Here is a 9,164-nt window from a genome sequence, read left to right as displayed (position 1 = left end):
GCCGGCGCGCGAGGCCGCTCGCGTGGCGGAGCTCGGCTGGCAGCGGGCGCTCCTCCCGTCGGAGGTGCGCGATCTGGTGCTCGACGACCAGCGCCTCCGCAACGCGATCTGCTGGAACGTCTTCACCGGGTGACGACCCTGCGAGCGGCCGGACCCCTCTCACGCCTTGCCGTGATACCCCGTGGGGTATCGTCGACCGATCGGCACGGCGCGGACGCCCCTCCGTCGCCGCCGATCGACGCCTGCTGGAGCCCGCGCCCTGGCGCGCGTCGACCGCCTGACTGCCCGACCGCCTGACCCGCCCTCGAGGAGACACCGTGTGCTACCCCATCGGCTGCGCCACCTGCGGCAAGACCACGTGGGACGGCTGCGGCCTGCACGCCGACGACGTCATGAGCGCCGTCGCCCCCGCCGACCGCTGCACCTGCCCGCGCTGACCCGCCCGGCGGCGACACCACCGTCGCCCCCACCCGTGCCCGAGGAGACCGCCATGCAGCTCGACCCCGACGAGATGACCAGCGTCACCCACCGCCTCAAGCGCGCGCAGGGCCAGCTCGCGGGCGTCATCCGCATGCTCGACGAGGGCCGCGACTGCGAGGACGTCGTCACGCAGCTCTCCGCGGTGTCACGCGCCCTCGACCGCGCCGGGTTCGCGATCATCGCCTCCGGCATGAAGCAGTGCATGACGCCGGGCACCGACGGCTCCGAGGCGACGCTCGACGTCGCCAAGCTGGAGAAGCTCTTCCTCTCCTTGGCGTGAGGTCCCGCGGTTGCCGCTGAGTCCGGGCGCGGTCGACAGTCTCTACGTCGACCTGCTCCGTCCTGGTGCGCGACCTGGAGGACTGCCGTGAAGCTGCTGCTCACGTCCGGCGGGGTGACCAACCCGTCGATCCGGACCGCGCTCGTCGAGATGCTCGGCAAGCCGATCGAGGAGAGCCACGCGCTGGTCGTCCCGACCGCGCAGTGGGGCCACCCGATGTGCGGCCCGGCCTCAGTGCAGCGGACGCTCGCCGCGGGGACCGACTCTCCACACCTCACCGGGCTCGGCTGGGCCTCCCTCGGTGTCCTCGAGCTCACCGCCCTGCCGACCATCGGCGCCGAGCGATGGATCCCCTGGGTCCGCGAGGCCGACGCGCTCCTCGTCGACGGCGGCGACGCGACCTACCTCGCCCACTGGATCCGCGAGTCCGGCCTCGACGACCTGTTCCCGTCGTTGCCCGACACCGTCTGGGTCGGCGTGAGCGCCGGCAGCATGGTCATGACACCCCGCATCGGCGACCTGTTCGTCGAGTGGCCCGGCGCCCCCGACGACCGCACCCTCGGCGTCGTCGACTTCGCGATCTTCCCCCACCTCGACGCGTTCCCCACCAACACGATGGCCCACGCCGAACGCTGGGCGGCCGGCCTCGACGTCCCGTCGTACGTGCTCGACGAGCAGACCGCGATCGCCGTCGTCGACGGCTCGGTCGACGTCGTCTCCGACGGCCGGTGGAGGCGGTTCGAGGCGGGGTCCTCGAAGGCAGGGCACCCGTAGTCGCGTCCGGACCACCCGCAGCATCCGCGATCCGCGCCGACCTGATTCGACGTCGTCACCGTGCGCCCAGGCCCCTGACCAGTCACATCGGGAAAGGGACGGGATGGCGAGCAGCATGGGTGGCGACCGGCCGCGACGGCGGCCTCTTCGCGGCGGACAATTGCCCCGAAGACCTCTATAGCGGGCGTGCGGGATGTCCCCACACACTGGCTCGATGGGCCCGTCCGGTGCCGTCCCGTCGACGGCAGTGGCGAACCACTTCGACGTGCTGCTGGTCGGCGCCACGAACGTGGGTCCTTCGCTCGCGGCCGAACGGCTCCTGCGCGCTCGGCTCGGGGCCGACAGCGCGGTGACCGTGACGAGCGCCGCGATCGACGCTGCTCCCGACGACCCGGTTCCCGAGCACCTCAGCGAGCTCCTCGCGCGCGAGGGCCTCGACGTCGACGGCCCGCACGCACGAGAGGTCGACGCGGCCATGCTGGCGGAGGCCGACCTCGTCCTCACCGCCACCCGGCACGAGCGGTCGGCTGTCGTCCGCAAGGTCCCCGCCGCGGTCCGGCGGACCTTCACGCTGTGCGAGCTGGCCCGCGTCGCCACGTCCCTGGGTCCGTCGGCCCTGCCGGACGGCGATGTCGCGGCGCGCCTCTCCGCGCTAGCCCAGCTCGCACCGGTCCACCGCGTGGGCACCGCACCGCCGGTGGCCGAGGACGACGACGTCCCCGACCCGGGCGCGACCGGTCGACGCGGTTACGAGAAGTCGTTCGCCAAGGTCCGGGCCGCCGTCGACGGCATCGCGTGGACGGTGCTCACACCTCCCGACGAACCGAGCCCGCCCCCGCCGGAGGTCCCCCGGACCCCGCCGCCCAGCCACCGCGGCCGGAACATCGCGCTCGCGGTCGTCGGATCGCTGGTGCTGCTGCTGCTCGTCGCCACGGGCGGGGCGCTCGTCGTCGCCGGCACGCTCGACAACCGGCTCGAGCGCTTCCCCGACCCCGTCTCGCTGACAGACCGGCCCGCCCCTCTCCCGCCGGCCGAGGTCGGCGGCCCCGCCCCGGTCACCATTCTCGTGCTCGGCTCGACGAACGACGTCAGCACCGAGGGCGGCCAGGACTGGGCCGCCGCGGCCGCCCAGACCGACATCGTCATGCTCGCGCACGTCTCGGCCGACCGGTCCAGCGTGAACGTCATCGCGATGCCCCCCGACCTCTCCGTGAACGTGCCCGGCTCAGGGCCGGGGACGCTGCGCTCCGCATTCGCGCAGGGCGGCCCGTCGGGCGCGGTCGAGACGGTCGAGCGGCTGACGAACGTGCGCCTCGACCACGTGGCGCTGACCGACTCCGAGACGTTCGCCCGGGTCACCGACGGGCTCGGCGGCGTGGAGATCGACCTGGACAGCAGGCTGGTCGTCGACGGCGGTCAGACGTTCCCCGCCGGCCGTCACCGGCTCACGGGCGAGGAGGCCCTCGTCTGGGTGCGCGGCGACGGCCTCGACGACACGTCGCGGGCGGAACGCTCGGCGGCGTGGCTCCGCGCAATCCTCGACCGCCTGGGCGACGACGACGTCCGGCGCAGCCCGGCCACCTGGCTACGACTGCTCGGCATCGTCTCCGGGTCCGTCGCCGTCGACGAGAGCTTCGACCGCTCCGAGCTGGTCGGCCTGCTCACGAGCGTCCGGCACCTCGGCCCCGAAGCGGTGCGGGTCGTGCCGGTCCCGACGACGATCGTGCCCACCGGCGACTCCGCCGCCTTGGTCCCCGACGCCGCGGCCTTAGGCAGCCTCATGGACGCACTCCGCACGGACACCCTGGACGAGGACCTCGTCGCTGGTTCATGAACAAGGCGACTTCTCCCTGACGTGATGTCCCTCTTGGTATTCACTGCCGTCCAGCGACGACTCGGCCCTAGCCGGCCGGGCCACAGCGGCGCAGAAACGGCGGGCGCGTTGGCCGAACCGCCCCCCGCAACGATGGATGGGCCCTAGGCTTCCGAGCACTGGAACCTGCGCAAGGAGGAGCCACTCGTGAGCACACCTCAACAGGGCTTCCAGCTGACACGGGCCCACCTCGTCACCGTGATCGCGATCGCGGCAGCAGGCGCAATAGTGTCCTTCATCTGGGCGGCACTTGCTAAAGGTTCGGCCGCGGTGGTGGCCTCCGCCCTCGCATCGACGTTCCTCTCGGTCGCTGTCGCAACTCTCGTAACAGAGATAATTCTGAAGCCGGCATTTACTCACGACGTACTCGAGGTTGCCGGAGTACGAGCTAGAATCCATCAAATAGGCTTCCGCGACACCCTTGTGGAGACCGGTCTTCAGTGGTCAGATTACTATGCCGGTAGCAGTACGATCGGCTTTGTGGTTGCGCGCCCCGGCCAGTGGGTTCGGACTCAACTTGACCCGATCCTCGATGCTGCACGAAGGCGCTCGGTAGCCGTGGATATCTACCTCGCCGAGCCCGGGTCGGCCTCCGCGCGCGGGATGGCGGCCTCCTTAGGTGTCGACTCCCAAGCCTATGATGCCGAATTGAACCAGGCCGTCACTGACGTAAGCGCCCGATGGCGACGAGCACGCGAGAACCTACACTTACACAACCATGCGAGCATCGGAATTCATTATTTGACCTCGCAGCCATTACATACGGTGGCTGTATTCGATGGCAACCTCGTGCTAATGGTTCCCCCGCTGGTCGCAGAGCGGACTAGCCCAGAATTGGCGTTTGTTTTCGGCGACAGGGCGGTAACCGACGTGTCGAGATGGCTTGAAGATCGGTGGCGCGCCATGACCGAGGCGGCTGCCGACATCCCTGTATTTGAGGAGGGCCGTTCACGATGAGCCTCAAGAAGACGAGAGCTCAGGACCTCGACCTTAGCAGTCTGCTTCAAGGAATCGACGACGGCGAAGTCGTGCTGCCAAACTTCCAGCGGGACTTCGACTGGACCGACGTCGAAGTAAGGTCCCTTCTTGGAACCATTCTTAGCGGCTGGCCGATAGGAAGTCTCTTGCTCATCGAAGGCACCGACGAGTTTTACAATCCGCGACCAATTGAGTCCGCGCCACCGATTGCTCGTGACATCGCCTTGATCGTACTGGATGGGCAGCAGCGCCTCACGGCGCTCTATCAGGCGCTTTACTCAAAAGGCTCGCTCCGCTACGCGATCAGCCTTCAGGGTGATCGCGATTACGGGGATATCGATGTTCTGGACGACGCGCTTCTAGATTTTAAGACGGTCAGCTGGGAGAATCTCTACAGCACACCCGAAGCGCAATGGGAAGCGCGGCTCCTTCCAATTTCATCGCTCAGGTCCGCTTCCGACTTCTTCGAGTGGCGAGATGAGGCCGTACCCTCCGACGATTCCGACGGGCGCGCCTGGCTGACGGAGATTTACCGGCGATTCCTCGCGGGTATCCACAACTACAAGGTCCCGGCCGTAATCATCCACAAGGACATCGAGCCGGCTGCCGTCGCGCGCATTTTCGAAAGAGTGAATCGGATGGGCATGACTCTTGGCGCTTTTGACTTGGTGGTCGCCAGATCATTCTCCACCGGATTCAACCTCCGGGTACTTTGGGAGGAAGCGCGTCGGACCCATCCGATCCTTCAGCGATTCCTGGGTGAAGACGGCCTTCCTGTATTGAGCGTCATCGCGCTACGCCAGCGAGAGAGTATCCGTCAAAGCGCCGTGCTGGACCTACCGGGTTCTGCGATTCGCGATGGCTGGGAAGAGGCTGTCGCAAATTACGCCGCCGCGTTGGATTTTGCCGTGAGGAACCTTGGTGTCCTTCATACGGACTGGGTCCCGTACAAACCGATACTGACCGTGCTGGCGGGGCTAAACTACGACTTTCCACTTGTTCAAAACGGCGCTCTAATTTCTCGTTGGTACTGGTGCACCGTGCTTGGACGTCGGTACGATGTCGCGTCAAATACGCGCGCCGTAGCCGACTTTACCAAATTATCTACCGGTGAAGACCCCATCACGCGGACCCCGGTACTTGTTCGCGAGACTATGCTCGAAAGCACGCGCCGCCAGCAGGGCGCCTTGCATCGCGCATTCCTAACGGCCATCGGCGCTCGAGTTTTGCAGGACCAGGGCCTTGAGGATTCGGCAGTGGATGGCGAATTGGACTTGACGGCGGAATCGCTCTACGTACGGTCGCCAGAGTCGCCCCTGGATCCGCCGATCCATCTCCGCACGCTCTCCTTCGTTCTCGCGTCTCGCTCTCGCGGCCGGTTCGACGTAGTATCGCCTTCCGCACAATTTATTGAATCGGGCGAGCTGGATATCGACGCCGAGGACTTGCTCGACCTGAGGCTGGCGAGGTTGGCAACCTTTGCTTCCGAGTTGGCCGGTTCTCCGATCCGGTTGATTAGCGAGGAAGAATGGGAACTCGAAAGGTCGGCCGGCAGGTAATGGAATGGTTCACCGGCAAACGTTCGTCTGCATAGTCGGATTGAGACTGGGTCCGTATCGGTCTTTCGCCTGTCCCCGCGACTGTACCCCCGCTTGTGGACGGAGACAGGGTCGCCATCACGTGTTGACTGACACTCGAAGTCTCTTGTGTCAGTCAGAATCCCCTGGTCCAACGGCACACAGCGGCCACGCCCCAGCACACACTCCACGGGCACCGCCGACATCGCAGGATGCCTGATAACCACGAAGCGGACACTGCGGATGCAGCCACCGCTCCAGTCGGACCGGGGATCGCTCCGACCTAGAGCGACACTTCGTGCGCCCGGGCAGACTCGAACTTGCTGGCACACCCACTTTAGAAGTTCGATCTTCGGCTGAGGCCAAAGCGCTGACCTGCGGAAGTACATACAGGAAGTTCGTCCGGCGACCTCTTCACGATGCGCTCGCGGACCACCCGCCGACCACGCGTATGGCTTGGGCGCACCACCACTCATGCGCGTGCTACGGGAGAAGTCCGGGTACCGAATTCGGGTCGAGCGCCCTTCCATCCGACATCGCACGCCCCGAGGCGTCTCTCTCCACGCGCGCAAGCACCAGCGCAGGGTCGTCGCCATCGCTCCGCCGGACGGCCTCTCTAGCCACCTCTAGGACGGCCCCCGCCATGGGCGACCCAAGCCGGAGCTCCTCGCGCGCCCAAAAGGCAGCCGCAAACGCTGCCTGGTCGTGGCTTCCTGCATCGACCGCGCGGACGAACGCATCCCTGTAAAGCTCGCGCCCTCGGACTCCCTTTCCGCCCCGGAACGCAAGTAGGCCCAACGTCGCAATCCGAACCGCTTGCTCGGACTCCTCGAACGCAGACGCCGGGTACTGGTCGAGCACTTGCTCCGCCTCTTCTACCCGACCCAGGTTCGCAAGCGCAAACGCATAGTTGTTGCCAAGCATGGCGCTACCCGGGTTCGCTACAAGGCCAACCTTGGCCGCCTCCGCGGCAACGTAATAGTCTTCAAGGCAAACTGAAGCGACATACGAGAGATACATGGCAGGGTCTGGCGCAAAGGACTGGTCCTCCTGCCACTTCTTTGCATCGCGCACCGCTTCGCGCCACTGAGAGCGCGCCCCGAACGCTATAGCGCGCGCCTCGAACGTTCCCTCCCGCGAGAGAATCTCGTCCGGTAGGGTGAAGTTGCCTCTCCGCGCTTCGAACTCTGCCTGAGCCACAGCGTTCTCCGTGGGCTGCACCAAAGCCCGGTCCAGCAACCTCTTCCCGGACTTGTCTTGGCCGGCTTCGAACTCATGGCTCGCTATCGCACACGCAAGTTCGCTTGCCTGCGCTGGCGTGAAGTCGCCGGATCGGAGGCTTCTCCGCGCGGAAGGGATCAGCTCTGAACCGGCACCAACAATATCAGCGGCTGCGATCTCGGCGGCCAGAAGCCAAGGATCCCGCATACGACTCGCGGCCGGACGCACCACGGCCTGCGCACGCTCGGGATCACCGACGTGGACAAAGAACCGCGATGCGGCCCTCAGGACGAACCTATTGGTTGGCGCAAGCGCTAGCGCGGTCCGGATCGACCGCTCCGCCTTTTCCAACTCACCACTGTTGGTCTGCGCCAACGCAAGGTCTATCCAGCGAACCGGATTGCGCGGATTCCTGCGAAGGCTCGTTCGGGCCGCCCGAACGATCTTGCCTGGGTCCGCGCCAGAGACCACCTCGAAAGATTGGTGCAAAGGAACTGGCTCTCCGGCAACGGCAGCTCGCACCGCCACGGCGAGCCTGCGCAACTCTGCCGATGAGCCGTCTTGCCCAAGCACGTACTCCGAGATCGGAAGCGCGTCGACCGCCCCTTCCACACCGTGGAGCGCTCGCCCGAGCAAGTCGCCAGCGAGGTGAAGGCCAGGGTGGCGGACGAAGGAACTCAGATCGAGCTTGTCCTCCTCGGACGAGGGATCGAGTGCTTCACCGGTCACTCGAGGTACGTCCAGTTCTCCCACTGCGAGCGTTGAGGCGAAGGTTCGCCATCGGGGGACTACGAACCGCTCGTCGAGACCGCGAGCTGCGGTCATCGGGTGGCCCTCCGTACCAGGAGCTCCGCGCGGTGCGCCAGTAAGTCGAGCTCCGTGACGAGCCTGTTGAGGGCGAACGGCTCCCGCGCCGCACGGCTCGCCGGATGGCCTCGACGGCCGACGTCCGGGTCCGTCGTGCACCGGATGATGGACGCTATTTCGCGGGCGAGGGGATGAGCGATCTCGGTCTCGACATCCTCGACAGCCGCTACGTGAGAAGCGGTCACATATGGAAGGACGTCACCGTAGGTGCCGCCCCAGTTCTCGGGCGAGTAGGACGGGTGGAGGTGCATCTTCAGGCGTGCATTAATCGTTACACCCGTCATAATGAAGGCGACTAGATTCCCGAGTTGGTAGATGTCGCACGCGATACGCCGCTCGGCGAAGGAGGAATACACCTCGCCATACAACTGCTCCGGCGGAGCGTAAGAGCGGTCCCCGGCTATAGTGAAGGAATCGTGCCAGGCAACGGTCTCACGGTCACTCGCGCGACCAAGGTCAGACAACTTCGAATGCTTGCGCGTGGATGATGGCTCGGAGAAGACCAGTAGATTGCTCGGCTTTACGTCCTGATGTGCGATTCCCAGCCCGTGAAGCTGTTGGAGGCCCGAGGCCGCGTGATGGGCCATACGGAGTTTGGCCGACATGTCGATGTCTCGATCGAGATCGAGGGCCCTGCGGACGTCAAAGTCGGCCGGCTCGAAGACGATGTACGACGTCGGCAGTGGGCTCGCTGCGGACTGCTCTGTCCCGTGGCCGTACGCCATAACCACACGTGAGAGCCGACCTGATCCACAGCGTTCCACTAGGTCCCGCTCGAAGTTGTACGCCTCGGTGAGCCACTGGAGCGTACCCGTCGGGTCAGCGCTTCGGAACGCAGCGTCGAAGTTCAGCACCTTGATGAATACTCGACGCCCGTCGACGGTGGAGCCGAGGAAGCCGACGGAGAAGTTGCCTCCGGTGCTGGCGGGTGGCAGACGCGATTCGATCGTCCACTGCCCACCGAGCGTCTCCCCAATGAGGGCGTCAGCGTCGAACAAGGATGAAGCCGTCACCGTGCCTCCAGGCATCTTCCGGCAGCAAGGTTGCGCGCCAAGAAACTAGTCTAGAGAGGACTGCCGACATCCCGCGGTCGCGGGACCACAAGCTGAAGCAA

General features: G+C 65.9%; 7 protein-coding genes. 5 read left to right on the top strand and 2 right to left on the bottom strand.

Annotated features, from left to right (window positions below; all coding sequences use genetic code 11):
• The first annotated feature begins 490 nt into the window (after positions 1 to 490).
• The 5 genes from HGA02_RS00980 (at position 491) to HGA02_RS00960 (ending at position 5,944) form a co-directional block, all read left to right on the top strand.
• Complete coding sequence (locus HGA02_RS00980) at positions 491 to 760, top strand: metal-sensitive transcriptional regulator (protein ID WP_168676596.1); 270 nt, start codon at positions 491 to 493, stop codon at positions 758 to 760.
• A gap of 87 nt (positions 761 to 847) precedes the next feature.
• Positions 848 to 1,534, top strand: coding sequence for a Type 1 glutamine amidotransferase-like domain-containing protein (locus tag HGA02_RS00975; protein ID WP_168676592.1), 687 nt, complete (start codon positions 848 to 850; stop codon positions 1,532 to 1,534).
• A gap of 214 nt (positions 1,535 to 1,748) precedes the next feature.
• Complete coding sequence (locus tag HGA02_RS00970) at positions 1,749 to 3,368, top strand: LCP family glycopolymer transferase (RefSeq protein WP_168676590.1); 1,620 nt, start codon at positions 1,749 to 1,751, stop codon at positions 3,366 to 3,368.
• A 186-nt stretch (positions 3,369 to 3,554) separates the two neighbouring features.
• Complete coding sequence (locus HGA02_RS00965; protein WP_168676587.1) at positions 3,555 to 4,364, top strand: hypothetical protein; 810 nt, start codon at positions 3,555 to 3,557, stop codon at positions 4,362 to 4,364.
• Complete coding sequence (locus HGA02_RS00960; RefSeq protein ID WP_168676585.1) at positions 4,361 to 5,944, top strand: GmrSD restriction endonuclease domain-containing protein; 1,584 nt, start codon at positions 4,361 to 4,363, stop codon at positions 5,942 to 5,944. The genes HGA02_RS00965 and HGA02_RS00960 overlap by 4 nt, the downstream gene beginning before the upstream one ends.
• Positions 5,945 to 6,445: 501 nt before the next feature.
• Here the strand turns inward: HGA02_RS00960 and HGA02_RS00955 are convergent.
• Positions 6,446 to 8,008 carry a tetratricopeptide repeat protein gene (locus tag HGA02_RS00955; protein WP_168676581.1) on the bottom strand — a complete coding sequence of 521 codons (1,563 nt, stop codon included), beginning with the start codon at positions 8,006 to 8,008 and terminating at the stop codon, positions 6,446 to 6,448.
• Complete coding sequence (locus tag HGA02_RS00950) at positions 8,005 to 9,048, bottom strand: protein kinase domain-containing protein (protein ID WP_168676578.1); 1,044 nt, start codon at positions 9,046 to 9,048, stop codon at positions 8,005 to 8,007. Before HGA02_RS00950 ends, HGA02_RS00955 begins: the two co-directional genes overlap by 4 nt.
• Positions 9,049 to 9,164: the final 116 nt, after the last annotated feature.

The organism is Cellulomonas septica, assembly GCF_012396155.1.
Lineage (GTDB): Bacteria > Actinomycetota > Actinomycetes > Actinomycetales > Cellulomonadaceae > Cellulomonas > Cellulomonas septica.
Note: the sequence above shows the minus strand (reverse complement) of the source record. Positions and strands in the feature narration are given on the sequence as shown.